This is a genomic window from Glycomyces sp. MUSA5-2, assembly GCF_037034145.1.
GTDB classification, from domain to species: domain Bacteria; phylum Actinomycetota; class Actinomycetes; order Mycobacteriales; family Micromonosporaceae; genus Glycomyces; species Glycomyces artemisiae.
This window is the reverse complement of the sequence record NZ_JBAGKG010000002.1, coordinates 527,774-552,032: the sequence shown is the minus strand read 5'-3', so window position 1 is coordinate 552,032 and position 24,259 is coordinate 527,774. Positions and strand designations below refer to the sequence as shown.

Sequence of the window (24,259 nt, the reverse complement as noted above, 5' to 3'; positions counted from 1 at the left end):
ATGCGGACCGCCGGCGCACCACACGCTCCACCCGCTTGCAGCGTGTTCGAGAAGAGAAGAGACCGCCATGCCCATGCTCGAAATCCGACGGCACAGCAAGCGCAACGGCGACGAGGCCGTCCACCTCTCGCAGGAGGGGGTCGAACTGGCGCGCTGGTCCGGGACCCTCATGGGGCCCTTCGAGACCGTCGCCACGAGCGTCGCCCCGCGGGCGCGGGAGACGGCCATCGCGATGGGCTTCGCGGTCACCGTCGAACTCCCCACCCTCCACAATGTGAACGCGTTCCTCCAGGAGTCGCAGGCCGCCAACCACGACGTCGGCGCCCCGTTCACGCGGCTCGCGCGCCTCGTCAGCCGCCGCGGCAGCGCCGTCAGCGACTACTCGCACGCGCTCGCCCGCCAGTGGTCCGAGCTCCTCGCCCCGCTCGGCCCCGGGGACGCGGCCCTGGTCATCGGGCACGGCGGCCACATCGAGTGCGGGCTCGTGGCGCTGTTCCCCGACGCGGAGCACGACGACTGGGGGCCCTTGTTCGGGTACATGGAGGGCGCGCGGCTCCACTACGACACGGCGGCGGGCCGCTTCCACGACATCGAGTTCGTCAGGAACTAGCAGAGGCGGACGGAGCGGGGGCCGAGGCAAGTCGGCCCCCGTTCCGCGTCTTCAGGGCCGGCCGGTGCGGATCGCCAGGCGCGGCAGGTACCAGAGCGCGAACGCGACCGCCGCGACTGCGTAGACGGCGAGGAGCGGCAGCGGGAACCCGTACGTGATGCCGGTGTGCTCCAGGTCGAGGTTCGACAGGGCGTAGACCATCACGCCGGAGCTGAGCATGTCCTGGAACGTCAGCTGCGTCCAGAACAGGTCCTGCACGTGGACCAGGAGCAGCGCCAGCGCCGCCAGCAGCGCGAACGGCCACGCGGCCTTGGCGAACGCCCCGTTCGCGCTCCCCCGGCCTTCGGCGGCGAGCGCGCGGCGGCGGTCCTCCAGGCCCCAGCACAGGGCCGTGAACAGGAACAGCAGCGGGACCGCGATCCACGCCCGCGGCGGGAACGACCCGATCGTGACCCATTCGCCTTCGCCCGCGACGGCTTCGAGGTTCGCGGCCGCGAGCGGCCCGGTGCCGACGAAGAGCCACGGCGCGAACGGCAGCAGCAGCCACCGCGACGCGTCCCCGACCGGCCGCAGCGCCCCGATCGCGAACCCGCCGACCCCGGCCGCGACCAAGGCGATCGCGGTCGTCACCAGCGGCGGGCCCCAGGTGCGGCGGATGACGAACCACAGGTCCAGCGGCTCCGGCCCGCCCTCGGCGACCCGCGACGCCCACGGCAGCAGGAAGTAGCCGACCGCCCCGACCGCGGCGAGCAGCACCAGGACCCCGAGGACGACGGCCCCGGCGCGGGACGGGACCGGCTGCGCCGCACCGGGCTCGCCCGGCCCGGCCGGACCGCTGGGCGAGGACCCGGCCGCCGGGCCCGGGCCTCGTCCGCCGGGGAAGGCCCCGGGCGCTCCGGCCATGGGGCGCTGCCCGCCGGGAAACGACCCGGGCGTGCCGCCGGCCACAGGGCCCGGCCCCGGCATCCGCTGGCCCGGCACGCCCGGTCCGACCGCCCCCGGCGCGGCCGGACTGAACGCGGTCGAACCGGACACGGTCGAACCGGGCATCGTCGACTGCGGGCCGAAGGCCCCGGGCGGGCCGAACCCGAACTCGCGGACCTGCTGCGGCTCCGACCGCGGCGCGGCCTCACGGGGCGCCGCCTTGGCGGGCACGACGTCGATCCGCACCCGCGCCGCGGCGAACAGGACCGCGGCGCCGACGCCGAGCACGGCGAGGATCGCCAAGAGCAGCATCGACTTCGCGGCCGCGCCGCCCACGTCGAGCCCGCCCTGGATGCCGTCGTAGATCTGGCGCAGGGGCACGGGCGCGTCGGCGGGCAGGCCGCTGATCGTGCCGTAGGCGAACGTCTGGAGCCCGGCGGCGGTCAGCCCGATCGCGGTCAGGCCCGCGGTCGTGAGCACGGCGCCCGCGCGACCGCCGTCGCCGCGCAGGGCCGCGAGCCCGGCGAGCACGCCCGTCCCGACGACCACGCCGGAGACGAGCAGCGGCCAGTCGTACACGGTCGCGTCCGAACCGCGGCCGTCGGCGACGCCCGAGACCAGCCAGGCGACGGTCAGCGCCGCGGGCGCGAACGAGACCGCGGCGAGGGCCCACACGACGCGCGAGACCGCGCGGACCTTCGCCCCGGCGCGGTGCAGGAGCAGCGCCAGCAGCGGTGCGACGACGGCCCCGCCGAGCACCAGCAGCGCGGTCGGGCCGATCAGGTGCGCCAGGCCGTTCCAGAACGCGCCTTCGTCGACCACCCGATCGTAGTTCGCACCCCCGACATCTTCGGGGTCGACGAATCCGGGACCGCCGAGGCGGCTGAACTGGAACGTGCGGATCGTCGGCAGCACGTACGCGACGACCAGCGCCGCAACGGGAACGGCCAGCAGCGCGAACCCGCCGACGACGCGGGCGGCGTCGCCGCGCGGCTGCACCTGCGGCGGCGGGAACTGGTTGGCGGGAGGGGCGGGCAGGGGCCAGCGCGGCTGGAGGCGCTGGATCGGGAGGGTGGGGTCGTCTGGGGGCGGCGTCCCCGCCCCGGGCGGAAGGACCAATGCGGGCTCCTGCGATGGATGAGGGATGTAAGGAGAACTCTGTACCACGCGGACCTCTGCTGTGGACGCCCGGCCTTGTGACACCGGAGGCGTCCGTGCACGGAGTGTCACGAGGAGCCGGAGAGGCGTCGGTTCGGCAACGGGACGGCCGCGGCCGGGAATCGGCTTGCCGGGAGCGCGGCGCCGGTGCTTTGATCGGAGCATGACCGATACCGCGCACTTCCTGACGTTCGTCGCCGCTTCGCTCGTGCTCATCCTCATCCCGGGACCGTCGGTCATGTTCACCGTGAGCCGGGCGCTGATCTACGGGCGGCGGCAGGCGGTCCTCACCGCCTGGGGGAACGCCGTGGGCACCTTCTGCGCCTCGGCCCTCGCGGCCGTGGGCCTGGGGGCGCTCATCCAGGAGTCGGCGCCGGCGTTCGCGATCGTCAAGTACGCCGGGGCGGCGTACCTGATCTACCTGGGCGTCAAGTCGTTCCGGGACCGCGGCGGCATGCTCGCCACCCCCGAGGAGGACCGGGCGACGCCGAAGCGCACGCTGGCGACGATGGGCGAGGGCTTCATGGTCGGCCTGCTCAACCCCAAGACGATCCTGTTCTACCTGGCGATCCTGCCGCAGTTCGTGGACCCCTCCGCCGGTTCGGCGACCATCCAGATGCTCATCCTCGGCGGCACCTTCGCAGCCCTCGCGGCGGCCTGCGACACCGTCTGGGGCCTCGTGGCCTCGGCAGTCCGCGACGTCTTCAAGCGCCCCAAGCCGAAACTCGTCCTCGCCCGCACGGGCGGCACCGCGATGATCGGCCTCGGCATAGCCGCAGCAGCGGGCGAACGCGCCTGACCCGCCCCGCGTTCACTGGACGCGCTCAACGGGGGTCGTCGAGGTACCGCTGAAGGTGCGAGGTCGCTTCCTGGAGTTCGGGCGTGTCGGCGACGACGGCGCGGAGGTCGCCGGGCGGGCAGGTGGGCTCGGCGCCGATGCGGGCGATGTCGAGGCAGTGCGGGGCGATCCCGGCGAGTTCATAGGCGCGCAGCTTGTGGTGGCCGTCGATGACGAACGCGACCGCGTCCTCAGCGTCGTCCTCGACCGGCGGGGGCGGCGCGGCCCGCAGGGTCAGGACGAGCGGGCGCTCGCCTGCGGCGATGCGCTCGCGGTAGTCGCGGACCGCGGCTGTATGGGGGCTCGGCCACCGGTCGGTGGCGAGGAGGGCCGTCCCGAACTCCGGGGTGGAGATGCCGAGGTACCAGGTCCAGTGGCGGTGCTCGCCGGTGGGCATGAGGTGGTAGCGGTCGGGCACCCAGCGGCGCAGGCCGTAGCGGCCGGGCGCGAGCAGGCCCCACACGGCGCGGGTGAGCGCGGCGGCGGCGCCCGGGTCGGCGAGCCGGAGCTGTTCGCGCAGGCGCGGGAGCTGCCGGCGCAGGCGGGCGTCGCCGGTGGACACGGCGAGGCGGTCGAGCGAGCCGCGGCACGTGTACCCCTCGACCATGAAGGGCCGCTTGCCGATTCGCAGCGACGAGGTGCCGTCGCAGCCCGTGACGGTGAGGGCGCCGCTCCCGGATTCGTTCTCTTCGATCCGGTACTCGTCGGAGGGCTGGTCGAGATAGGCGAGGTAGTCGGGCCGCGGTCCGGTCCCCAGTTCGATGACGACCGCGACGGGGTCGCGGCCCGCGGCCATGTACGCCGCGAGCTTGTGGTGGCCGTCGAGGAGGTAGTAGACCTCGGAATCGGGGTGGGTGAGCACGATCGAGGCGGGGCGGCGGCGTTCGTACTCGATGAGGCGGCGGTGCTCGTCCACGGTGGATCGCCGCGGCGCCCAGTGGTGCGTGGGGATGATCGCCGAGGCCTCGCCTTTGCCTTCCATGCCCGCGTACCAGCGCGAGGGCCGGTTCTGGCGCGTCCCTGCGATGAACGGCTTGGGGAGGGTTTCGACGCCGACGGCGTACGGCCCGGGCGCGAGGAGGCCGAGCAGCGGCGCGAGCGGGCCGGCCGGGTCGTCGCCGGGTTCGACGTGGCGCAGCCACCGGCGGAGGCGGTCCCATTCGGGCGGCTCGGTCCAGGCGTTGAGCCGGTGGTGCCCGGTGAGGCCGCGTGGGTGGAGGAGCCGGGTGGCGATCCACTCCAGGGAACCTTCGTGCGCGTCGGCGTCGGCGGCGACGTCGTCTTCGGCGAGCCGGAGCCGGAACGCCCGCTCGCCTTCCTCGACGAGCTCGATGACGCCGAGGCCGTCGGCGACGTCGATGACCTTGTAAGGCGTCAGGATGGCGGGGTCGATGGGCGCTCCTCGTGTCGGGTGCTGTTGCATGCTACGGCAGTCGCGGAGCCGGGAGGGCCCGCCCGCATTGGGACGGTCGGCTTCAGGCGCTGTTGGGAGCGCTTGCATATTGAAGATTGTGCATATATAGTGTGTGGACCCTCATCGCGATCCTCATCCTTATCCTCCGGCTCGCGCGGTCCGATCCGAGGGCCGCAAGACGCCCCCGGCAGCGTCCAGAGAGGTCTCCATGTCCACAATCTCCTTCCCCCGCATGCGGAGAGGACTGATGGCGGCTGCGGCCGCCGTCTTCGTCGCCGCGGCCGCGCTCATCGCGGTCATGATCCCCAGGCCCGCGAGCGCGGCGAGCCTCACCGAGATCACGAACTTCGGGACGAACCCCAGCAACCTCCAGATGTACCTGTACGTCCCCGACAACGTCGATCCCGAACCGGCCCTGGTGGTCGCGATCCACTACTGCACCGGGTCTGGTCCGGCCATGTACAGCGGCACCGAGTGGGCGCAGCTGGCCGACCAGTACGGGTTCATCGTGCTGTACCCGTCGGTGACGCGGTCGAGCAAGTGCTGGGACGTGTCGTCCGCGGCGTCCTTGGCGGGCACCGGGAGCGACTCGGTCGGCGTGAAGTCCATGATGGACTGGGTGGACGCGCGGTACAACGTGGACCCCGACCAGGTCTACTCGACGGGCATCTCCTCGGGCGCAATGATGACCAACGTGATGCTCGCGGTCTACCCCGAGGTGTTCGCGGCGGGCGCGTCGTTCTCGGGCGTGCCGTACACGTGCTTCGCCACGACCAACGGCTCGGAGTGGAACTCGGAGTGCTCGGGCGGGACGATCAACCGCACCCCGCAGCAGTGGGGCGACGCCGTCAGGAACAACAACCCCGGCTACTCGGGGCCGTGGCCGCGGATGCAGATCTGGCACGGCACCGCCGACGACACGCTGCGGTACCCGAACTTCCAGGAGCAGATCGACCAGTGGACGAACGTCCACGGCACCGACCAGACCCCCGACTACTCCGATGTGCCGCAAGCGAACTGGAACCGGACCCGCTACGGCGGGACCGGCGCCCAGGCCGCGGTCGAGGCGATCAGCCTCCAGGGGACCGGGCACAACCTGTACTCGTGGGGCATGGCCGCGAAGGCGCTGGAGTTCTTCGGGTACGACACCGACGTCGACCCGACGACCTCCCCCACCGACCCGGTCACGACGCCCACGGGCGGCCCGGCGGGCGGGTGCTCGGCGGCGATCAAGGTCGTGAGCTCGTGGAACTCCGGCTGGCAGGCGAACGTCGACGTCACCGCGGGCTCCGCGGCGATCTCCGGGTGGCGCCTGACCTGGACGTGGACGGGCGGCCAGACGATCTCCAGCAGCTGGAACGCCACCGTGACGAGCAGCGGGACCTCCGTGACGGCCACCGACGTCGACTGGAACGGCGCGGTCGCCGCGGGCCAGACGAAGACCTCCGCATGGGGCTTCATCGGCACCGGCTCCCCCGCGACCCCGGCGGTCACCTGCACACCGATCTGATCCCCCACCCCCGACGCGTTCGGGGGCCCGGCGGCCGAGCCGCCGGGCCCCCGAACGGGTCCACTCGGACGGGACTGTCGGACCCCCGAGGCACCCTTGTACCGGGGGCCCATCGGTCGCCGCGGCATCTGCGTGCCCTCCGAAGGTCAGCCGATGACCAGCGTCGTCACCGAGCGGGCCGGGAGGTCGATCGTCATGGCGCCGTCGGTGATCGCGGCGGCGCCGTCCAGGTGCGGGGTGCGGTCGGCGTCAGTGGTGCGCCAGACGTCGGCGGTCGCGGCGGTGAGCCCGGTGAAGTCGATGCCGGTGGTCGCCGCTGCCGTGCCGGTGTTGACGAGGACGACGTTCCGCTCCCCCGTGGAGGCGAACACGTACAGGAGCGGGTCGGGGCTGGTGGTCGCGACCATGGTGGAACCGAAGGGGCGGAACAGGTCCTCGCCGGTGAACATGCCGATGCCGTGGTAGACCGGGAGCGGCTCATCGATGTCCACGAAGTCCGCCCCCGTCCCCTCGCCCCATTCGCCGGTCAGGCCGAGGCATCCGTTCTTGTCGCCGTAGACGAGCGCGGTCGCGTCCGCTTCGAGGATCGTGCCGAGCACCGCCGCGCCCCACACGGCCGGGAGGTGCGTGGTCATCGACGCGCACGCCGGGCTCGGGTCGGCCCAGTCCATGTTCCATTCGCCGATCTGGATGCCGATCTCGTCGGCGCGGGCCGGGACGGTCGCGTCGATGAGCGCGCGCACCGCGGCGATGTCGGTCCCGTAGTCGGCGGCCTCCGCGAGCAGCTGCTCCGCGGGCTTAGCCTCGGTGCCCTTGCCGTAGTCGTGGTAGTCGACGAAGTCGACGTGGTCGCCCGAGCCGGTGAGGAACGTCGTCAGGTACGGGGTGTTGTCGTAGGCCGTCCCGGGCCCGCCGACCTGGACGCCCGGATCGAGGGCGTGGATGCCCGCGGCGATCTCGTTGAAGCGGGCGCTGTACGTCGCGGCGTCCATCTTGGGCGGATCGCCCGCGTCGAGTTCGTTGCCCACGACCACTTTCGTGATCGGCGCCTGGGCGTCGAAGTGCTCGAAGAGCGCGAGCGCGTCGCCGGGTTCGGCGGGGACCACGAGGATCGGCTCCGCGCCGAGCGACCGGATCGCGTCGATCCACTGGTCCCCGTCGTAGTCGGTGTGGCAGTAGTCGCCGCCGCAGACGATGCGGCTGGCGTGGTCGCCGGGGACGGCGTATTCGAGCTCGATGCGGAGCGCGCCGAAGCCCTGGGCGGCCATCGCGGCCCGGTGCGCGTCGCTGTTGACGATGTAGTTGAGGCCGCCGTAGCCGGTGATCGAGGCGCCGAGGTCGCCGGGTTCGAGCTGCGCGACAGGGGTCGTGAAGTCGACCGTGACGGCGGGCTCGTCGGCGCCCGCGGCGGGCGCGAGCCACAGGAGCGCGCCGCTCGCGAGGAGGACGGCCGTGGCGCCGATCGCGGCGGCGTTCCGGGTGCGGTGCAAGGCGGTCGCCTTTCGTCCCAAGGGAAGCGGAGGAGGATTCGCTGAGCGATCCTCTCATGGAACGTGTCCGAAATGCACGGGCGGAGGTGTCCGGCCGGTGAATTCCCGGGCGCGCCGGGGAGGATCTAGACTCGGCTGACGCCCCGGCCGCGACGATGCGGCCGGGCCGACGTCTGATGGGAGCCGCCCGACATGACCGAATTCCCGCCCGAGGTCCTCGACCAGTTCGCTGGTGCGGGGATGGACCTCCAGCAGCTGTTCTCCGCCGGGGAGCTGGGCGCGCGCATGGGCATCGAGGTCCTGGAGGCCGCGCCGGAGCGCGTCGTCGCGCGCATGGGCGTCGAGGGGAACCGGCAGCCGTACGGGCTCCTCCACGGCGGCGCGTCGGCGGTCCTCGCCGAGACGCTCGGGTCGGTCGGCTCGATGCTCCACGCCGGGCCCGGCCGCATCGCGGTCGGCGTGGACCTGAACGTGACCCACCACCGCGCGGTCCGCTCCGGCACGGTCACCGGCGTGGCGGTCCCGATCCACCGCGGCCGCTCGACCGCGACCTACGAGATCGTCGTCAGCGACGAGGACGACCGCCGCATCTGCACCGGCCGCCTCACCTGCATGATCCGCGACGCCCCGCAGGGGTGACGGGATTCGGGAGCGCCTCGGCGGTTCTGCACATTTCGGGCGCGCTGAGGCGCCCCCGTTTCGATAGTGCCTCGGTGCACCGACACGTTGCCCTGAGCCGCGCCGAGTGGCGCGGAGGTCGGCGACCCGCCGGGCCTGGGGCGCGGCTCAGCTCACTGCAGTCAGTTGCGGTCGAGGAGGGTCTGCATTTCCCCGAAGTCGATACCGTCTTCCATGGGGGCGTAGGAGTCGGCTTCGAGGAGGGCGATCGTCGCACGGCGGGCCGCCGCGTAGGCCGCGGAGGCGAGGCGGGGGCCCAGGCTGATCCGGGCGACGCCGAGGGCCGCCAGCGCGGAGGGCGCGGGGGCGCCGGGGCCCGCCATCACGTTGAGCGGCAAGTCAATCGCCTGTACGAGCGCAGCGACCGTGTCGGGGTCGGTGACGCCCGGAACGAAAATGCCGTCCGATCCCGCCGCCGCGTAGGCCGCGGCGCGTTCGACCACCGCGTCGAAGCGGGTGGCGGGGTCGCCGATGCCGGCGAGGTAGATGTCGATGCGGGCGTTGAGGAACAGGTCCGGGCCCGCGCCTTCCCGGGCCGCGGCGAGGCGTTCGGCCTGTTCGGCGATCGGGCGCAGGGAGCCCGGTGTCTCGGCCACGGTGTCCTCGATGTTGACGCCGACCGCGCCCGCCTCCGCGACCGCCGCCAGCGTTTTTGCGACGTCCTTCGCGGTGGCGCCGAAGCCGGATTCGATGTCGGCGGTGACCGGGACGTCGACGGCCTGGGCGACCCGTTCGACGAGGGCGATGGCCGCGTCGCGGTCGAGGCGGTCGCCGTCGGGGCGGCCGAGGCTCCAGGCGACTCCGGCGCTGGTGGTGGCGATGGCGGCGGCGCCTGCGGAGGCGATGACTGCGGCGCTGGCGGCGTCCCAGCAGTTCGGGAGGATCAGGGGCGGGGTGGTGTGGAGGGCGCGGAAGCGCGCGGCCCGGTCGTTCGTCATGGGGCAATCAAAGCAGCCGTGTCGCCTCGTGTCTGGCCGGAAAACGACATGACCGTCGGGGGGAGGCGTCAACCGATCGGTTGACGCGGCGGATCAACCGGTGGCTCCGCCGCGCGGGCGATGGCGGCGGGCGCGGTCGCTGCGAGGGTTGTTCCCGTACCGGACAGGGAGGAACCCATGGCGATCATCGAAGTCGAAAACCTGGTGAAGCATTACGGCGAGCAGCGCGCCGCCGACGGCGTCTCGTTCACAGTGGATGAAGGGGAGATCTTCGGCATCCTCGGCCCCAACGGGGCGGGGAAGACCACCACCGTCGAGTGCGTCGAGGGCCTGCGCGCCCGCGACGCGGGCCGGGTCTCGGTCATGGGGCTCGACCCCGCGCGGGACGTGAAGGAGCTCAGGCAGGTCCTGGGCATCCAGCTCCAGGAGAGCCGCCTGCCCGACCGGATGCGCGTCGGCGAGGCGCTCGACCTGTACCGCTCGTTCTACCGCTCCCCCGCCGACCCCGGGCGGCTCATCGACTCGCTCGGTCTGGGCGCGAAGCGCAAGACCCCCTTCGGGAAGCTCTCGGGCGGGCAGCAGCAGCGGCTGTCGATCGCGCTGGCGCTCATCGGGAACCCGCGCGTGGCCGTCCTCGACGAGCTGACCACGGGCCTCGACCCGCAGGCGCGGCGCGACACGTGGGACCTCATCGAGCAGGTGCGCGACTCGGGCGTCACGATCGTGCTGGTCACGCATTTCATGGACGAGGCCGAGCGGCTGTGCGACCGCCTCGCCGTGATCGACGCCGGGAAGGTCGTCGCCGTCGACACGCCCGCCGGGCTCACCGCGCGCGTCAGCGCCGAGCAGCGCGTGCGGTTCCGGCCCTCCGCGGACTTCCCCGACGCGCTCCTGCTGGACCTCCCGGAGGTCGCCGCGGTCGAGCGGAACGGCTCCCAGGTGGTCGTGGCCGGGTCCGGGAACCTGCTCCAGGCCGTCGCGTCGGTCCTGGCGCGCAACCACATCGTCGCCGCGGACCTGCGCGTGGAGCAGGTCAGCCTGGACGACGCGTTCGTCGCCCTCACCGGCAAGCCCGTCGAGTCCTGAGCACCGGAACCGGAATCTGAATCCGAACCTGAACCCCCGCAACGGAAGAGGAGAACCCTCATGTCGTCACTGCTGAAACTCACCGCCGCCGAGGCCCGCCTGTTCGTGCGCGACCCCACCTCACTCGTCATCGGCCTGCTCCTGCCGACGGTCATCCTCGTCGGGCTCGGCGCCGTCCCGATCCTGCGCGAGCCGTCCGCCGACATGGGCGGGGTCCGGTTCGTGGACTACTTCGCGCCCTCGGTGATCGTCATGTCCGTGGCCGTCATCGGCCTCACCACCCTGCCCGCGGTCATGGCGGGCTACCGCGAGCGCGGCGTCCTGCGCCGCATGCGGACCACGCCGGTGCATCCCGCGAAGCTCCTTGCGGCGCAGTTGATCGTGAACGTCGCGGCGGCCCTGGTCTCGGCGCTGCTCGTGGTCGTGGCGGGCCGCCTCGCCTACGGCGTGCCGCTGCCGCAGAACCCGCTGGGGTTCGCGCTCGCGTTCGTCCTCGGGATCACCGCGGTCTTCGCGATCGGTATGCTCGTGGCGGCCGTCGCGGGCACCGCGCGGGCCGCCTCCGGGATCTCGACCGTGCTGTTCATGTCGGTCATGTTCTTCGGCGGCGTGTACCTCCCCCGGTTCATGCTCCCCGACGCGGTGGCCCGGGTCGGCGACTACGTGCCGCCGGGCGTGCAGACCCTGCTCGACAGCTGGAACGGCGAGAGCCCCGACCCGGTGCAGCTCCTGGCGATGGCGGTGATCGCCGTGGCCGCGGGCGCGGCGTCGGCGCGGATCTTCAAGTGGGAGTGACGAGCATGGGAGCCGAGCAGGCGGAGGCCGAGGTCAAGTCGCGCCAGTCGCGGATCTTCGGGTTCTACGGCCGGTTCATGGACGTGGTCCCGTACCTGACGCTCGCGATCAGCGTCTGCCTCAGCTCGCTCATCACCGAGATGCCCCCGGCCGACCGGACTGCCGTCGCGGTCCTGTCGGCCGCGGCCGCGCTCTGGGTGTACTTCGGGTTCACCCGCATGTCGGCGGAGCCGCAGGTCCCGTTGGCGCGCATGACGGTGTACTTCGCGGGGCTCACCGTCCTCGGGTTCACGCTGATGCGCTTCGACATGCTGTTCTTCGTCTTCGTGATCACCGGGTTCTTCCACGCCGGGCTGCTTCGTCCATTGTGGATGGTGGTGGTCGGGATCGGCGCGACGTCGCTGGTGGTGAACTCGACGGTGACCGACGAGCCGAGTGCCGAGGGCATCGCGGTGTACGCGGTGATCGTGTGCATCCAGACCGTCGCGATCAGCCTGGGGTTCGTCATGAACGACCGGATGGAGCGCCTCCGCACCCAGCGCGAGGAGGCGTTCGCGGCGCGCGAGGCGGCCATGGAGGAGAACGCGGGCCTGCACATGCAGCTCATGACGCAGGCGCGCGAGGCGGGCGTCCTCGACGAGCGCCAGCGCATGGCCCGCGAGATCCACGACACCGTCGCGCAGGGCCTCGCGGGGATCATCGCGCAGCTCCGGGCGGTGGACGCGGCGGCGGACGAGGCGCAGCGGCGCCGCCACCTCGACAGCGCCGTGGAGCTGGCCCGCGAGAGCCTCGCGGAGGCCCGGCGCACCGTGCGGGCGATCGGCCCGGCGACGCTGGAGGAGGCGCAGCTGCCGGAGGCGCTCGCGGAGGTCGCCGCGAAATGGTCGGCGGCCCAAGGGGTTCCGGTGGAAGTGGTGACCACAGGGGACGCGAGGCCGATGCACCCGGAGGTGGAGGTGACGCTGCTGCGGGTCGCGCAGGAGGCGCTCACCAACGCCGCCAAGCACGCCGGCGCGGGCCGCGTCGGCATCACCCTTTCCTATATGGAGGACGAGTTGGCGCTGGACGTGCGCGACGACGGGTCCGGGTTCGCGCCCGGGCGGACCGCGGCGGGGGCGAAGGGCGGGTACGGGCTCCCGGCGATGCGCCAGCGGGTGGGCCGGATCGCGGGGAGCCTGTCGGTCGAGTCGGAGCCGGGCCGGGGCACGGTGGTCTCGGCGATCGTCCCGGCGCTCGCGGCGGTGCCCGATGGGGGCTGAGCCGATCCGCGTGCTCATCGCCGACGACCATCCGGTGGTGCGCGACGGGCTGCGCGGCATGTTCGCGCGGGGCGGGGACATCGAGGTGGTGGGCGAGGCGGCCGACGGGCGCGAGGCGGTGGACCGGGCGCTCGCGCTGGAACCGGACGTGGTGCTCATGGACCTGCGGATGCCGGGCACCGACGGGGTGGCGGCGATCCGGGAGCTGGCCGCGCGGGGGTCGGCGGCGCGGGTGCTGGTGCTGACGACGTACGACACGGACTCGGACGTGCTGCCCGCGGTCGAGGCGGGCGCGGCCGGGTACCTGCTCAAGGACGCGTCGCCGGAGGAGCTGCGGCGGGCGATCCGGGCGGCGCACGAGGGCGGGACGGTGCTGGCGCCGTCGGTGGCGTCGGTGCTCATGGCGCGGGTGCGGCGGCCGGAGCCGGCGGCGGGGCCGCTGAGCGAGCGGGAGCTGGAGGTGCTGGCGCTGATCGCGAAGGGCCGCAGCAACAGGGAGGCGGCGCGGGCGCTGTTCATCAGCGAGGCGACGGTGAAGACGCATCTGGTGCACGTGTACGCGAAGCTGGAGGTCAACGACCGGGCGGCGGCGGTGGCGGCCGCGTACGAGCGGGGGCTGCTGACGCCGAAGGGGCGGTGAGGCCGCGGCCGGGGCGACCCGCGCACGAGAGAGCGCTCTCTGTTCGCGCGCGGCGATTCGGTCGCCCCGGCCGCGGGGCCGTCAGGTGACGGTCAGGGTGAGGCGGGTCGGGTTGCCGTCGAAGGCGACGCCGGACTGGTCGGGGACGCCGTCGGGGGTGACGTCGTCGTAGGGGAACGCGTAGCCGATCGGCGAGTTGTCGTGGACGGCGCGCGCGTAGTGGTTGGTGATGTCGTGGGCGTAGAAGTCCGCGACGGGGGCGCCGTTCGGCTGGTCCGGGTGGTTGTGGACGGTGCTGCGGTTGAACGCGGCGGCGAGGCGCGCGAGGGCGGCCTTCTTCGCGTCGGAGTCGGTGGGCACGTTGGCGAACGGCCCGTGGTTGCAGGTGAAGATGTCGCGGTCGTCGGGCTTGGTGAAGGTGGAGCCGTCGTTGAAGACGAGGTTGTCGCCCTGCACGCGGCCGGTGAGGACCCCGCGCCCGCCCTGGAGGTCGATGCGGAGGTCGTTGGCGCGGTAGTGCTCCCAGACCTCGTTCACGTAGCCGCTCCAGTAGCCGTTGAACGGCATGTCGGGCTGGCCGAAGTAGGGGGCCATGACGTTCTGCGGCGACATGACGCGGAGGATCTTCCCGCCGCCGTCGCGCATGACCAGGGAGTCCCACGGCTGGCCGTCGGCGGCGGCCTGGGCTTCGAGGTCGGCGGCGATGCTCTCGACCGCGCCGCGGTCGAGCGCGGCCACCGAGTGGTCGCCGTCGCCTTGGAGGCGCAGGGCGATCGGGAGCGCGGTGACGAGGTCGACGTAGCTGACGTTCACGAACAGCTGCACGTCGTTGAAGGTGAACTCGCAGAACGAGGCGATCTTGCCGAAGTTCGCGTCGTTGGCGTTCTGGAACGCGGGCTCGACGAGCGCGGGGCCGGGGTTCACGAAGAACTCCAGTTTGGACTCGCGCACGAAGTACACGCGGGCGCCGTACATGCGCGGCAGGGTGACCACGACCGGCGCGGCGCCGGGCGCGTTCAGCGGGATCGCGCAGTCGACCGGGAGCGGCGTGTTCGTGCTCCCGGGCTGCTCGATGTAGTAGGGGCCCTGGCCGCCGGGGCGCAGGAGCATCATGCGGTCGGTGCCGAACTCGCGGCCGGTGACGTACGCGTGCACGTCGCTCGTGTCGGTGTCGTTGGCGAGCGCGAGTTCGCAGGTGGCGGGCGCGGCGTCGGCCGCGGGGACGGCCCAGGTGCGCCACCAGGGCGAGCTGGCGGCGACGGCCCCTCCGGCCGCGGTCAGGGCGATCATGGATCTTCTTGAGACCATCGCGAACCTCCGTGGTGCGGAAATCGAGGAATCCGCACATTAACACGGTTTGTTAAAAGATCAAAGGGGCGAACCCGGAAATACCAGCAATTTACGGACAGGTCCGAGTCGTGCACCAAGGGTGAGTGTTGTCGGGTATTGACCTGGGGGCGTTCGGGTTTGTAGAGTACCGAATAGATCGATGCATTGAAACGATTCACTTTCTGGGGGCCACTTGCCTGCTCTCGAACCCGATCCCGCCCCGGCGGCCGCACCGCCGCCCGCCGCTCCCGTCGTCTCGCTCAAGGGCGTCGCCAAGTCGTTCGGCGCCGTCAGGGCCCTGCGCGGCGCGGACCTCGACCTCTACGCCGGCGAAGTCCATGCGCTCGTGGGCGAGAACGGCGCCGGGAAGTCCACATTGATCAAAATCCTGGCGGGGCTGTACCGCCCCGACGCCGGGACCGTGGAACTCGACAGCGAGCCGGTCGCCTTCGCCGACACCGCCGCCGCGATGGACGCCGGGATCGCCGTGATCTACCAGGAGCCTGCGCTGTTCGGCGACCTCTCCGTCGCCGAGAACCTCTTCATCGGCCGGCAGCCCAAGGGCCGCTTCGGCCTCATCGACCGCGCCGCCATGAACCGGGACGCCGCCGCGCTCTTCGCGCGCCTCGGCGTCCCCATGGACCCCGACCGGCCCGCGAAGGGCCTGTCGATCGCCGACCAGCAGCTCGTCGAGATCGCGAAGGCCATCTCCCGCAGCGCTCGCGTCCTGGTCATGGACGAGCCGACCGCCGCGCTCTCCGGCGTCGAGGTGGAGCGCCTCTTCGGGGTCGTGCGGGCCCTGCGCGAGGACGGCGCCGCGATCCTGTTCATCTCCCACCGCTTCGACGAGGTCGAGGCGCTGTGCCAGCGCGTCACCGTGATGCGCGACGGCGCGCACGTCTCCACCGACCTCCTCGCCGACGTCGCCGTCGAGGAGCTGGTGCGGCGCATGGTCGGCCGGGAGCTCGGCGCGATGTTCCCGAAGCAGGACGTCGCGGCGGGCGAGGTGGTCCTCGAAGTCGAGGGGCTCACCCGCGAGGGGCTGTGCCGGGACGTGTCCTTCACGGTGCGGGCCGGGGAGATCGTGGCGCTCGCGGGGCTCGTGGGCGCGGGGCGCAGCGAGGTCGTGCAGGCGGTGTTCGGGATCGGGCCGCGCGAGGCCGGAACGGTGAAAGTGGACGGCCGGGAGCTGCCCGCGGGGAGCCCGCGGGCGGCGATGCGGGCCGGGGTGGCCCTGGTGCCGGAGGACCGGCGCCAGCAGGGCCTGCTCCTCGATCTGTCCATTATGCGCAATGCGACGATCACGCGGCGGCACCGCTTGTCGCGCTTCGGGTTCCTCATCGGCGGTGCGGAGCGTCGCGCGGCGGCGGACTGGAGCGCGCGACTCAACGTCAAGTTCGGGGACCTCGCGGACGCGGCCGGGACGCTCTCGGGCGGGAACCAGCAGAAGGTCGTGCTCGCGAAGTGGCTGGCGACGGGCCCGAAGGTGCTCATCGTCGACGAGCCGACGCGCGGCATCGACGTGGGCACGAAGGCCGAGGTGCACCGGCTGCTGTCTTCGCTTGCGGCGGAAGGGGTCGCGGTGCTCATGGTGTCCTCCGAGCTGCTGGAGGTGCTCGGGATGGCCGACCGGGTCCTGGTGATGCGCGAGGGGCGGATCGCCGGGGAGCTGGGGCGGGCCGAGGCGACGGAGGAGTCGGTGATGGTGCTGGCGACGGGGGCGGCATGACGGCGCTCGCGAAGGCGCGGACCGGGTCCGCGGGGCTCGACCTGGTGCTGCGGTTCCGGGCGCTCGGGCTCGTCGTGGCGCTCGCGGTGCTCGTGGGGGTGACGACGGCGCTGAACCCGCGGTTCCTCAGCGCGCAGTCGGTGCGGGACCTGCTGTTCGCGGCGGCGGTGACGCTGCTGCTGGCGTGCGGGATGACCGTGGTGGTGCTGACGCGCGGGATCGACCTGTCGGTGGGCTCGGTGCTCGGGCTGTCGGCGTACGTCACGGGAAGCGCGTTGAGCGCCACCGGGATGGGGACGGCGCTGGCGCTGCTGCTGGGCCTGGCGGTGGGCGCGGCGTGCGGGGCGCTCAACGGCGTCATCGTCCATTTCGGACGAGTGCCGCCGCTGGTGGCGACGCTCGGGACGCTGTACGTGCTCCGCGGCGTCGTGTACTTCATCGCGGGCGGCTCGCGGATCAACGCCTCGGACCTGCCGCGGGGGTTCCTCGACTTCGGGAGCGGGCACGTGCTCGGCGTGCCGTACCTGTTCGCGGTGTCGGTGCTGGTCCTGGCCGCGGTCGGGGTGTTCCTGGGCCGGTACCGGGCCGGGCGGGACCTGTACGCGCTCGGGTCGAACCCGGAGGCGGCGCGCCTCGCGGGCGTCCCGGCGGGACGGCGGCTGATGACGGCATACGTGCTGTCGGGCGCACTCGCCGGGCTCGGCGGGGTGCTGTACGCGGCCCGGTTCGGGACCGTGGACGCCTCGGCTGGATACGGGATGGAGCTCGACGTGGTCGCCGCGGTCGTGGTCGGCGGCGTCGCGATCTTCGGCGGGTCCGGGACGGCGCTCGGCGCCGGGCTCGGGGCGCTGCTGCTCACCGTCATCGACAACGCCCTGCCGGTGCTGCGCATCGACCAGTTCTGGCAGCAGGCGATCGTCGGTGCTCTGATCCTCGCGGCCATCGCGCTCGACCGGCTCGTGAACCTCAGGGCCGCAAGGGCACTGCGAACGAAGGGGTCCCATGTCCACTGACCGGCCGACTGATCTGCGCCGCCTCGCGCGCCCGCTCGCCTCCTGGGACGCCGCGATCATCGCCGCCACGGCGGTGTTCCTGGTCGTCGCGTCGATGACGGTGGAGCACTTCGGGACCGCGCGCAACGCCGGGTACATCGTCCTCGACCTGGCGCCGATCCTGCTGCTGGCGTTGACGATGACGCTCATCGTGACCACCGGGGAGATCGACCTCTCGGTGGCGAGCACCGTGGGCCTCACCAGCGCCGCGATGGGCGTCATGTGGAACGGCGGGATGGCGCTGGAGACGATCATGCCGGTCGCCGTGCTGCTCGGGGCGGTGCTCGGCGCGGTGAACGGGCTGTTCGTCACCGGTTTCGGACTGCCGTCGCTCGCGGTCACGATCGGCACGCTCGCGCTGTACCGGGGCCTGGCGTACGTGCTCCTCGGCGACACGGCGGTCGCCGACTGGCCGCGGCTGTTCACAGGCTGGACGCTCGGGACGATCGGCGAGGGGCCCGTGCCGAACGTGCTGATTCCGATGCTGGTGCTCGCCTTGATCTGCGGGCTGGTGCTCCACGCGACGCCGGTCGGCCGCTCGATCTACGCGGCGGGCGCGAACCCGATCGCCGCCTCGTATGCGGGGATCGGCGTGGGGCGCTTGAAGTTCTGGCTGTACGTCGCCTCCGGGGCGATGGCCGGACTCGTCGGCGTCCTTTGGACGCTCCGGTACTCCTCGGCGCGCGCCGACAACGCGGCCGGGCTCGAACTCACCGTCATCGCGGTCGTGCTCCTCGGCGGCGTGTCGATCTTCGGCGGCAAGGGCGCGCTGCCCGGCGTGCTCGCCGCCGTGGTCCTGCTGGTGTCGGTGCAGAACGCGCTGCGCCTGGCGCACGTCTCCACCGAGGCGCTCACCGTCGTCACCGGAACCCTCCTCATCGCCGCCGTCCTCGCACCGAACGCCTTGGGCGCCTTGCGGACCGCACTCCGCAGACGCCGCACCACCGCCACCGGCCGAACCGCATGAAAGGCAGCAAGCCCATGAACCGCAGACGCCTGACCCTCCTCACCACCCCGATCCTGGCCGCGGCCCTCCTCGCCGGCTGCGGCGGCACCACCCAGGGCGACGACGACTCCGGCGGCGGCCCCGCGGGCGACGCCAGCGCCGACCCCAACGCCGAGTACGAGACCGGCCTGTCGTTCGCGATGCTCCCGAAGTCGGTGAACAACCCGTACTTCGACGCCTCCAGCACCGGCGCGGAGGCCGCGGCGACCGCCCTGGAGGGCGCGTTCGAGTACACCGGCCCCTCCGACGCGTCGGCGTCGTCGCAGGTCAGCTACATCGACACGTTGAGCCAGCAGGCCACCGACGTGATCCTCCTGTCGGCCAACGACCCGAACGCGCTGTGCTCCTCGCTGGAGCAGGCCCGCGCGGGCGGGTCCGTCGTCGTCACCTTCGACTCCGATGTGGACCCCTCGTGCCGGGACCTGTTCGTGTCGCAGGTGAACAGCGACGAGGTCGGCCTGGCGCTGCTGGAGATGGCCGCGGAGCAGATCGACGCGACCGGCGAGATCGCGATCCTCTCGGCGACCGCCAACGCCACCAACCAGAACGCGTGGATCGAGGTCATGGAGGCCGAGCTGGAGTCGAATCCCAGCTACGCCGACATGGAGCTGGTCGACGTCGTGTACGGCGACGACGAGGACGAGAAGTCGTTCTCCGAGACCCAGGGCCTCCTCCAGGCCCACCCGGACCTGAAGGCGATCATCTCCCCCACCACGGTCGGCATCGCCGCGGCGGCCCGGTACCTGTCGGGCTCGGAGTTCAAGGGCCAGGTGGCGCTCACCGGCCTCGGCACGCCGAACCAGATGCGAGAGTTCGTCACCGACGGCACGGTCACCGAGTTCGCCCTCTGGGACCCGACCGCCCTGGGCGAACTCGCCGCCTACACGGGCGCGGCCGCCGCATCGGGCATCATCACCGGCGCCGAAGGCGAGGTGTTCACCGCGGGCGACCTCGGCGAGTACACGGTGGGCGCCGACGGCGTCGTCACTCTCGGCCCGCCCACTCGGTTCAACGCCGACAACATCGACGACTTCGACTTCTGACACCCGCAAACCGGGCGGCCGCTCACGCGGCCGCCCGGCCAAGGGGTTCTTGGGCAGGCGTAATGGCGGGGGGAGGCACCCGCCCCGGCATCAACGATGCCCGACGGGTACGACATCCCCCTACCCGCTACTCGCGGGCGGCCTCCTCGATTTCCGCGAGGGCCTCGCCGGGGATGCGGCGGGGCAGTTCGACCAGGACCTCCGTGCGGCCTCCGGCGAGGCGTTCGCGGAGTTCGCCGAGGCCCTTGGCGGTGACGCGGATCTGCGGCGGGTCGATGACGCGGCGGCCGGTCCTGGGGTGGGAGTGCGACTGGGGGATCTCGGAGAGCCTCCCGGCCGCGATCGCGGACTGGTAGACGCGCCACGAGTGGTCGCTGCGCTGGCGGTAGGTCCACCCGAGGTCCCCGAGCGCGGCGAACAGGCGGTTCTGCCCGATCTCGATCGACGGGTCCCGAGAGAGGATCTTCGCGGAGTCGGCGACCGAGAAGTCGCCGCGCCCGGAGGCGAGCACCTCCCACGAGGCGGCGGCCGGGGCGATGTCGGCGAGCTTGACCTGCAAGCGGCGCTTGGCCTCCAGCGCGGCGAGGTAGCGGCGGGCCACCTCGATCTCGTCGAGCTCGTCGGCGTCCACAGGGGTCGGCACGACCGCGACGTCGGCGGCGATCCCGCGGAGGACCACGGCCGTCTGCGCGGCGTCCTGATAGCGCTGCCACGCGCGGTAACCGAGGTGCGGCATGGCATCCCGCGCGGCGGGCTGCTGAACGGGGGCGGATTCGAGCATGTTCGGCTCCTCTCGGGAGGGCGTCCTCAGCGGCTTCCAAGGACCGTCCTTACCTTCGATCATACGTTCGGGGTACGACATTTTCCCCGCCCGCGAGCACCTCGATTTCCCCAGTTCAGCGGGGAAATTTCGACGGTCCCGGCCACCGCCGCGAGCCGCCCTGCCCTACCCTTGGAGGCGATCATCCGCACCCCCGGGAGTGAGCACTTGGACGACGCGGCACCGACCCTTCAGGACATCCTGCGCCGCCGCCAGCAGGACGCTTTCGTCGGCCGCGACTCGCGGCTCGCCGAGTTCCGCACCAACCTCCACCTCCCGCCCGCCGACCCCGCGCGCCGCTACATCGTCAACGTCTCCGGCATCGCCGGCGTCGGCAAGTCCTTCCTCCTCCAGCAGTTCCGCCGCATCGCCCAGGCCGAAGGCGCCGTCTGCGCCTATGTGGACGAGGACTACTTCGAGGTCGTCGAGACCATGTCCGCCATCGCCGCCGACCTCGCCGCCCAGGACGCCCGCCTCACCGAATTCGAAGCCCAGCTCGCCACCTACCGCCAGCGCCGCAGCGAACTTGAGAGCGATCCGAACGCGCCCCTTGGCGACATGCTCACCACGAGCACGGTGCGGGCGGGAATGGCCCTCGCGAAGACGGTGCCGGTGGCGGGTGCGATCACCGAGTTCGTCGATGCCGATGCGCTTGCATCGCAAGCCAACCGGTTCCGCGCCTTCTTGGTGCAGAAGTTCAAGAAGAAAGCCGACATCGACCTGCTGCTGTCCCCGGTCGACGTGCTGACGCGGGAGTTCGTCGGCGCCGTCAATCGGATCGCCGCTGAGCGGCCGGTCGTGCTCTGCTTCGACACCTTCGAGCGCACCGCGCCGTATCTGGAGGACTGGCTCCTCGACCTGTTCTCGGGCAAGTTCGGCGGCCTCTCGGCGAAGGTCGTCACCGTGATCGCCGGACAGCTCGCGCTGGCCGACAACCGCTGGTCCCCGCTCCGCAGCCTGATCGCGGCCTACCCGCTCGAACCCTTCACCGAGGAGGAGGCCCGCGGCCTCCTCGCCCAGCGCGGCGTCACCAGCGAACCCGTCGTGGAAGTGATCCTCTCGCTCTCCGGCCGCATCCCGATGTGGCTGGCAACCCTCGCCGAGAACAGCCCGCAGGACCCCGGCGCGGTCCTCGACCCCACAGAAGACGCGGTCAAGCGCTTCCTCAAGTGGGAGCCCGACGAACAGCGCCGCAAACTCGCCGAAGCAGCCGCCCTGCCCCGCCGCTTCAACCGCGACCTGCTTCCCGAAGGCAATGAGGACCTGTTCGACTGGCTCCGCGGCCTGCCCTTCGTCTCCCGCGCAGGCGACTACTGGCGCTACCACGACGCCGTCCGCGACCCGATGCTCCGTTCGGCCCGCATAGCCTCCCCGCAGCAGTGGCGCGAACGCCACCAGGCCCTCGCCGACCACTTCGCCGCCGAACAGGAGTTGCTCGGGATCGCCTCGAACGAACAATGGGACGACGAGCAATGGAGGGTCCTCGCTTTGGAGGAGACCTACCATCGCCTCTGCGCGACCCCGGTGATCGCACTGCCCAGCGCGCTCGAACGGATCGTCCGGGCTACGTATATGAGCATCGCGGTCACTCGGCGCTGGGCCGCGATGCTCACCGAAGTGGGGAAGTCGACGGAATCTGAGCGCCTGCGGTCATGGGGGCCGCGCCTGACCGAGCTGCTCAAGGATGAAGACGACGACACCGCTTTCCTGACTTTTCTGATCGATGGCGGCGAGCTCGATCCGGGAGTCTGCACATTGGCGCTGGCGAGCCGTGGCGTGACGTATCGGAGGCAAGGCCGGTTCGAGGAGTCGCTGGCCGATTGGAACCGCGCAATCGAACTCGCACCGGAAAACGACTGGTACCACTCGCGTCGCGGTATTGTCCTTCGGTTGATGGGCCGCTACGAGGAGGCGCTGCGCGACTTCGACCAGGCCATCCGACTCGACCCCGAATACGCCGACTACTACATGGAGCGGGGCGCCAATCTGCAACTCATGGAACGCATTGAAGAGTCGCACACCGACTACGGAAGGGCTATCGAGCTACTCCCTGGAGACGGCACTCCGTACGCCCACCGCGGATCAGCACACCTCTCGGCGGGGCGACAAGAGGAGGCTCTGACCGACCTCGACAAGGCGATCGAACTCGATCCTGATTCCAAGTGGGCGTTGGAACTGCGCAACGACGCCTTCGTGGCGTTGCGGCGATACGACCTCGTCCTCCCCGATGTCGAACGGCTGATCGAACTCGGAGTCGTCGGTCAATGGCTCTTCGAGCGGCGTGTCATGGGGCACCTCGCGAGCGGGAACGCTGAGGCGGCCCTCGCCGAGACTGCTCGGATGACGGCCGAGTCCCCTTCGGACAGCATTCTGCGATCGCTGCACACGGTGGCGCTGATATCCGTGGGTCGGCGCGACGAGGCGCACCGCGAGGCCCTCGCCGCGATCGAACTGCTCCGATCGGAGCCGGACTCCGACGAGTCCAGATTCAACCATGTCGTCGATCTGCTGCTCCTCGGACAGACGGAGGAAGCGCGGGAGCAACTCGACACGGCACTGCAATCGCAGCCAACCGTCGAGCCGGTGGCCGGTTTCATTGAGGACTTGGACTTCCTGGCCGCCTGCCCAGGGGTCGAAATCGAAGGGCTGGAAGAGTTCCGGTCGATTGCGGCCGAGTATCGGGTCCGACTCGCCGAGGACGAGTGACCGCGGTGCCGCAAGCGGCACCGCGGCCCAGACGGACTACGCCTTGCCGACGGCCGAGACCAGAGCCTCGGCCAGCTCCGCAGGCTTGGTGAACTGGGGCCAGTGGCCGGTCGGCAGGTCGATGTAGGTGACGTCCTTGACCGAAGCGGGCTCCTTGACGAAGGGGACGCCCTGTTCGATCCAGGCGAGGACCATCGCGGAGCTGAATTCGCAGCAGATCATGGTGATGGGGACGTCGAAGCGGCGCTCGTCGTTCAGGACCTGCTTGTCGTAGGCGACGCCCTTGGGAGTCGGGATCGACCTGGCGCGGAAGGCTTCCCGCAGCTCCGGGGTGAGGTCGACGAGGTCTTCGTCCTCGAAGACGTTCCAGTCCGGGAGCGGGATCTCGCCGTCCACCACCGGGAGTTCGTCGTTGATGACGCCGCCGGGGCCCAGCGGAGCGGAGTCGACGTAGACGACGCGGGCGATGCGGTCGGGGCGGGCGTCGGCCACGGCGTGGGCGACCGCGCCGCCGCCGGAGTGGCCGACGAGGATGACGGGGCCGTCGAGTTCGTCGACTTTCGCGATCACGTAGTCGACGTGGTCGCGCAGGCCGATGCCGGAGCGGTCGGCGTCGGGCGACTCCATGCCGGGGAGGGTCAGCGCGTGGGTCCGGTGTCCGGCCTTCTCCAGGGACGGGGTGATGTCGTCCCAGGAGGACGCGTCGAGCCAGAAGCCTGGGATCAAGATGATGTCCATGGCCCCGACCCTAACGGCCGGGACCGACATCCCGGGCCGGTTCGCGGACCCGCAGGTCAGCGGTAGTCGTTCTCCTTCAGCTCGATGACCCAGGCGCGGCGCTCGCAGATGAGGCCGTCTCTCATCACGAAGACCTCGGCCATGGACATGCGCATCTCCTCGCCGTTGTCGCGGGTCGCGGCGCCGGTCAGCTCGGCCATCACGGTGTCGCCCTGCTCGACCATGCGGACGACGTCGAGCGTGGGCGGCCCGATGAAGCCGGGGCCCTCGATCGCTGCGTCGTACGCGGACTTGCCGCTGAGCTGGAACGCGCCGTAGACGGTCCAGGCGATGTCGTCGGTCAGGCAGGACAGGATCTGCTCGTGGTCGCTCCGGCGGAAGCCGTCGAGGTAGCGGTTGACGGTGTCGGTGTTGCGGGACATGGCGCGGTTCCCTCCCTGTGCGGACGCCCGACGCTACCCGCCGCCACCGACAATCCGGCCGGAACGCCGGGAAG

General features: G+C 71.6%; 21 protein-coding genes. 13 read left to right on the top strand and 8 right to left on the bottom strand.

Annotated features, from left to right (window positions below):
* The first annotated feature begins 67 nt into the window (after positions 1 to 67).
* Positions 68 to 610, top strand: coding sequence for a hypothetical protein (locus WA640_RS08230; RefSeq protein WP_106366841.1), 543 nt, complete (start codon positions 68 to 70; stop codon positions 608 to 610).
* 51 nt (positions 611 to 661) lie between these two features.
* On the opposite strand, the gene WA640_RS08225 is transcribed toward WA640_RS08230, so the two are convergent.
* Complete coding sequence (locus WA640_RS08225; RefSeq protein ID WP_335987132.1) at positions 662 to 2,653, bottom strand: hypothetical protein; 1,992 nt, start codon at positions 2,651 to 2,653, stop codon at positions 662 to 664.
* A gap of 202 nt (positions 2,654 to 2,855) precedes the next feature.
* Here WA640_RS08225 and WA640_RS08220 point away from each other — a divergent pair, with 202 nt between their 5' ends.
* Positions 2,856 to 3,491 (top strand): LysE family translocator, encoded by a 636-nt coding sequence (locus tag WA640_RS08220; protein ID WP_335987131.1) that lies wholly within the window; start codon positions 2,856 to 2,858, stop codon positions 3,489 to 3,491.
* Between the two features lie 25 nt (positions 3,492 to 3,516).
* Here the strand turns inward: WA640_RS08220 and WA640_RS08215 are convergent, their stop codons facing one another.
* On the bottom strand, positions 3,517 to 4,953 hold the full coding sequence (locus WA640_RS08215) for a hypothetical protein (RefSeq protein WP_335987130.1): 1,437 nt from the start codon (positions 4,951 to 4,953) through the stop codon (positions 3,517 to 3,519).
* Between the two features lie 238 nt (positions 4,954 to 5,191).
* On the opposite strand from WA640_RS08215, the gene WA640_RS08210 reads away from it, so the two are divergent.
* Positions 5,192 to 6,454 (top strand): extracellular catalytic domain type 1 short-chain-length polyhydroxyalkanoate depolymerase, encoded by a 1,263-nt coding sequence (locus WA640_RS08210; RefSeq protein ID WP_335987128.1) that lies wholly within the window; start codon positions 5,192 to 5,194, stop codon positions 6,452 to 6,454.
* 146 nt (positions 6,455 to 6,600) lie between these two features.
* Here the strand turns inward: WA640_RS08210 and WA640_RS08205 are convergent, their stop codons facing one another.
* Positions 6,601 to 7,944 carry a GH39 family glycosyl hydrolase gene (locus WA640_RS08205; protein ID WP_335987126.1) on the bottom strand — a complete coding sequence of 448 codons (1,344 nt, stop codon included), beginning with the start codon at positions 7,942 to 7,944 and terminating at the stop codon, positions 6,601 to 6,603.
* A gap of 192 nt (positions 7,945 to 8,136) precedes the next feature.
* Here WA640_RS08205 and WA640_RS08200 point away from each other — a divergent pair, with 192 nt between their 5' ends.
* Positions 8,137 to 8,583, top strand: coding sequence for a PaaI family thioesterase (locus tag WA640_RS08200; RefSeq protein WP_335987124.1), 447 nt, complete (start codon positions 8,137 to 8,139; stop codon positions 8,581 to 8,583).
* Positions 8,584 to 8,744: 161 nt separating this feature from the next.
* On the opposite strand, the gene WA640_RS08195 is transcribed toward WA640_RS08200, so the two are convergent.
* On the bottom strand, positions 8,745 to 9,560 hold the full coding sequence (locus tag WA640_RS08195; protein WP_335987123.1) for an isocitrate lyase/PEP mutase family protein: 816 nt from the start codon (positions 9,558 to 9,560) through the stop codon (positions 8,745 to 8,747).
* A gap of 177 nt (positions 9,561 to 9,737) precedes the next feature.
* Here WA640_RS08195 and WA640_RS08190 point away from each other — a divergent pair, with 177 nt between their 5' ends.
* From WA640_RS08190 to WA640_RS08175, 4 genes are read left to right on the top strand one after another with little or no spacing between them, the layout of a single operon-like run.
* A complete protein-coding gene (locus WA640_RS08190; RefSeq protein ID WP_335987121.1) occupies positions 9,738 to 10,646 on the top strand; it encodes an ABC transporter ATP-binding protein in 909 nt (302 codons plus the stop codon).
* Positions 10,647 to 10,706: 60 nt separating this feature from the next.
* On the top strand, positions 10,707 to 11,441 hold the full coding sequence (locus WA640_RS08185; RefSeq protein ID WP_335987119.1) for an ABC transporter permease: 735 nt from the start codon (positions 10,707 to 10,709) through the stop codon (positions 11,439 to 11,441).
* Positions 11,442 to 11,446: 5 nt separating this feature from the next.
* Entirely contained in the window at positions 11,447 to 12,700 is a 1,254-nt protein-coding gene (locus WA640_RS08180; RefSeq protein ID WP_335987116.1) for a sensor histidine kinase, read from the top strand.
* Entirely contained in the window at positions 12,690 to 13,340 is a 651-nt protein-coding gene (locus WA640_RS08175) for a response regulator transcription factor (RefSeq protein ID WP_335987114.1), read from the top strand. Before WA640_RS08180 ends, WA640_RS08175 begins: the two co-directional genes overlap by 11 nt.
* An 81-nt stretch (positions 13,341 to 13,421) precedes the next feature.
* On the opposite strand, the gene WA640_RS08170 is transcribed toward WA640_RS08175, so the two are convergent.
* The gene (locus WA640_RS08170) at positions 13,422 to 14,630 is read right to left on the bottom strand and encodes a beta-1,3-glucanase family protein (protein ID WP_335987113.1); all 1,209 of its coding nucleotides are present in this window, start codon (positions 14,628 to 14,630) and stop codon (positions 13,422 to 13,424) included.
* Between the two features lie 232 nt (positions 14,631 to 14,862).
* On the opposite strand from WA640_RS08170, the gene WA640_RS08165 reads away from it, so the two are divergent.
* The 4 genes from WA640_RS08165 to rhaS are packed head-to-tail and all read left to right on the top strand — an operon-like array spanning position 14,863 to position 19,499.
* Entirely contained in the window at positions 14,863 to 16,398 is a 1,536-nt protein-coding gene (locus tag WA640_RS08165) for a sugar ABC transporter ATP-binding protein (protein WP_335987111.1), read from the top strand.
* A complete protein-coding gene (locus WA640_RS08160) occupies positions 16,395 to 17,411 on the top strand; it encodes an ABC transporter permease (RefSeq protein WP_335987109.1) in 1,017 nt (338 codons plus the stop codon). Before WA640_RS08165 ends, WA640_RS08160 begins: the two co-directional genes overlap by 4 nt.
* Positions 17,401 to 18,417, top strand: coding sequence for an ABC transporter permease (locus WA640_RS08155; RefSeq protein ID WP_335987107.1), 1,017 nt, complete (start codon positions 17,401 to 17,403; stop codon positions 18,415 to 18,417). The genes WA640_RS08160 and WA640_RS08155 overlap by 11 nt, the downstream gene beginning before the upstream one ends.
* 14 nt (positions 18,418 to 18,431) lie before the next feature.
* Positions 18,432 to 19,499: a rhamnose ABC transporter substrate-binding protein gene (gene rhaS / locus WA640_RS08150; RefSeq protein ID WP_335987105.1), complete on the top strand. Its 1,068-nt coding sequence runs from the start codon at positions 18,432 to 18,434 to the stop codon at positions 19,497 to 19,499.
* A gap of 127 nt (positions 19,500 to 19,626) precedes the next feature.
* Here rhaS and WA640_RS08145 read toward each other — a convergent pair whose 3' ends face one another.
* Positions 19,627 to 20,235 (bottom strand): phage antirepressor KilAC domain-containing protein, encoded by a 609-nt coding sequence (locus tag WA640_RS08145; RefSeq protein ID WP_335987103.1) that lies wholly within the window; start codon positions 20,233 to 20,235, stop codon positions 19,627 to 19,629.
* Here WA640_RS08145 and WA640_RS08140 point away from each other — a divergent pair.
* Complete coding sequence (locus WA640_RS08140) at positions 20,227 to 23,025, top strand: tetratricopeptide repeat protein (protein ID WP_335987101.1); 2,799 nt, start codon at positions 20,227 to 20,229, stop codon at positions 23,023 to 23,025. The two genes, WA640_RS08145 and WA640_RS08140, sit on opposite strands and share 9 nt — an antisense overlap.
* 36 nt (positions 23,026 to 23,061) lie before the next feature.
* Here WA640_RS08140 and WA640_RS08135 read toward each other — a convergent pair whose 3' ends face one another.
* Both WA640_RS08135 and WA640_RS08130 read right to left on the bottom strand, forming a co-directional pair.
* Entirely contained in the window at positions 23,062 to 23,763 is a 702-nt protein-coding gene (locus WA640_RS08135) for an alpha/beta fold hydrolase (protein ID WP_335987099.1), read from the bottom strand.
* Between the two features lie 56 nt (positions 23,764 to 23,819).
* Entirely contained in the window at positions 23,820 to 24,185 is a 366-nt protein-coding gene (locus tag WA640_RS08130) for a nuclear transport factor 2 family protein (protein WP_106366595.1), read from the bottom strand.
* Positions 24,186 to 24,259 lie beyond the last annotated feature (74 nt).

Bases quoted from the DNA above. Each gene is read 5' to 3' on its own strand.
- WA640_RS08230 (WP_106366841.1), top strand. From the start codon at position 68: ATGCCCATGCTCGAAATCCGACGGCACAGCAAGCGCAACGGCGACGAG.
- WA640_RS08220 (WP_335987131.1), top strand. From the start codon at position 2,856: ATGACCGATACCGCGCACTTCCTGACGTTCGTCGCCGCTTCGCTCGTG.
- WA640_RS08215 (WP_335987130.1), bottom strand. From the start codon at position 4,953: ATGCAACAGCACCCGACACGAGGAGCGCCCATCGACCCCGCCATCCTG.
- WA640_RS08210 (WP_335987128.1), top strand. From the start codon at position 5,192: ATGGCGGCTGCGGCCGCCGTCTTCGTCGCCGCGGCCGCGCTCATCGCG.
- WA640_RS08200 (WP_335987124.1), top strand. From the start codon at position 8,137: ATGACCGAATTCCCGCCCGAGGTCCTCGACCAGTTCGCTGGTGCGGGG.
- WA640_RS08195 (WP_335987123.1), bottom strand. From the start codon at position 9,560: ATGACGAACGACCGGGCCGCGCGCTTCCGCGCCCTCCACACCACCCCG.
- WA640_RS08190 (WP_335987121.1), top strand. From the start codon at position 9,738: ATGGCGATCATCGAAGTCGAAAACCTGGTGAAGCATTACGGCGAGCAG.
- WA640_RS08185 (WP_335987119.1), top strand. From the start codon at position 10,707: ATGTCGTCACTGCTGAAACTCACCGCCGCCGAGGCCCGCCTGTTCGTG.
- WA640_RS08180 (WP_335987116.1), top strand. From the start codon at position 11,447: ATGGGAGCCGAGCAGGCGGAGGCCGAGGTCAAGTCGCGCCAGTCGCGG.
- WA640_RS08175 (WP_335987114.1), top strand. From the start codon at position 12,690: ATGGGGGCTGAGCCGATCCGCGTGCTCATCGCCGACGACCATCCGGTG.
- WA640_RS08170 (WP_335987113.1), bottom strand. From the start codon at position 14,630: ATGATCGCCCTGACCGCGGCCGGAGGGGCCGTCGCCGCCAGCTCGCCC.
- WA640_RS08160 (WP_335987109.1), top strand. From the start codon at position 16,395: ATGACGGCGCTCGCGAAGGCGCGGACCGGGTCCGCGGGGCTCGACCTG.
- WA640_RS08155 (WP_335987107.1), top strand. From the start codon at position 17,401: ATGTCCACTGACCGGCCGACTGATCTGCGCCGCCTCGCGCGCCCGCTC.
- rhaS (WP_335987105.1), top strand. From the start codon at position 18,432: ATGAACCGCAGACGCCTGACCCTCCTCACCACCCCGATCCTGGCCGCG.
- WA640_RS08145 (WP_335987103.1), bottom strand. From the start codon at position 20,235: ATGCCGCACCTCGGTTACCGCGCGTGGCAGCGCTATCAGGACGCCGCG.
- WA640_RS08135 (WP_335987099.1), bottom strand. From the start codon at position 23,763: ATGGACATCATCTTGATCCCAGGCTTCTGGCTCGACGCGTCCTCCTGG.
- WA640_RS08130 (WP_106366595.1), bottom strand. From the start codon at position 24,185: ATGTCCCGCAACACCGACACCGTCAACCGCTACCTCGACGGCTTCCGC.